The sequence below is a fragment of the Mycobacterium sp. NAZ190054 genome, from assembly GCF_001545925.1.
Taxonomy (GTDB): domain Bacteria; phylum Actinomycetota; class Actinomycetes; order Mycobacteriales; family Mycobacteriaceae; genus Mycobacterium.
Genome location: NZ_LMVQ01000449.1, coordinates 1 through 1,510, shown reverse-complemented (window position 1 = coordinate 1,510; position 1,510 = coordinate 1). Strand labels below are relative to the sequence as shown.

The following is a 1,510-nucleotide window of genomic DNA, read 5'->3' as shown; positions in this document are numbered from 1 at the left end:
TCCGGCGGCCAGCGTCGAGTCGGTCGGGTTGCCGACGAAATTGTGCAGGTAGTAGTCGTGCATGCGGTCGTGGCCCGCCACATCGGAGGGATGGAGCACGACCGGAAGGCCGGCGTCGGCGATCGCGCGGCGTTGCGGCCGCTCGGCCGCCTTGGGCGCCGGGGTGTGCGGCCGTCTGCGCAGCCGGTCGCGCAGCGCCTCGGTGCGGCTCGGCACGTACGGCACCGGCAGCGGCAGCCGGAGCAGCCGGTTGACCCGGTCGTCGCGACCCGCGCGCAGCGCGGCGACGGCCTCGGGCTCGTGACGGGCTGCGTTGGCCATGATCCCGATCATCAGCAACGTGGTGGCCGTCGACGTTCCGCCGGCCGAGATCAGCGGCAGCTGCAGGCCGGTCACCGGCAGCAGGCCCACCACGTAACCGACGTTGATGAACACCTGCGACAGGATCCACAGCGTGGCCGTGGCGGTGAGCAGTTTGAGGAACGGGTCGGCCGAGCGGCGCGCGATCCGCATGCCGGTGTAGGCGAACAGACCGAACAGCAGCAGCAGGCCCACCGCGCCGACGAACCCGAGCTCCTCGCCGATGATCGCGAAGATGAAGTCGTTGTGGGCGTTGGGCAGGTAGTTCCACTTCGCGGTGCCCTGGCCGAGGCCGTCGCCGAACACGCCTCCGTTGGCCAGCGCGAACCGAGCCTGGCGGGCCTGATACCCCGCCCCCTGCGCGTCGGCGCCCGGGTTCAGCCAGGACTGCACGCGCGCCGACCGGTAACCCTCGGCAAGCGCGAGGATCACGCCGGACACCATTACCGCGCCCAGCGAGGTCAGGAACACCCGCAGCGGCAGTCCCGCGTACCAGAGCAGACCGAGCAGAATCACGCCCATCGACAGCGTCTGGCCGAGGTCCGGCTGCGCGACGATCAGCGCCAGCGCGATCACCGCCGCCGGCACCAGCGGCACGAGCATCTCGCGCAGGCTGGCGTGCTCCATCCGGCGCGCGGCCAGCAGGTGCGCGCCCCAGATCGCCAGCGCGATCTTGGCGAGCTCCGAGGGCTGCATCGAGAAACCGGCGACCACGAACCAACCGCGGGAACCGTTGGCGATCTTGCCGATACCCGGGATGAGGACCAGCACCAGCAGCACGACCGAGAACGCGAACCCGGCGAAGGCGAAGCGTCGCATCACCGCGACCGGCATCCGCAGCGCGACGTAGAACGCGAACAGGCCGATGACCGTCCAGAGCACCTGCTTGGCGAACACCGACCACGGCGAACCGTCCTGGTCGTAGGAGTACACGCCGGACGCCGACAGCACCATCGTCAGACCCATGGTGATCAGCAACGCGGTGACCGCGACGATGAGGTGGAACGAGGTCATCGGCCGTCCCAGCCACCCCCGACGCGCTGCAGCATCTGTTGGCGCGAGCCAGCTGGGACGCCGACGAGGTGCGCGACGATCTGCGCGATTACGTGATCGACGCCTTCGGCGACCCGGAGGCGATCCTCGTCGTCGA

2 pseudogenes are annotated in these 1,510 nt (G+C 70.0%); one reads left to right on the top strand and one right to left on the bottom strand.

Going from position 1 to position 1,510, the window contains the following annotated elements:
• Window positions 1-123 precede the first annotated feature (123 nt).
• Window positions 124-1,389: pseudogene (ftsW, locus tag ASJ79_RS24035) on the bottom strand (putative lipid II flippase FtsW); the annotation flags it as partial.
• Here ftsW and ASJ79_RS34435 point away from each other — a divergent pair.
• Window positions 1,374-1,510, top strand: a pseudogene (locus ASJ79_RS34435) (IS701 family transposase); the annotation flags it as partial. The pseudogenes ftsW and ASJ79_RS34435 sit on opposite strands and share 16 nt — an antisense overlap.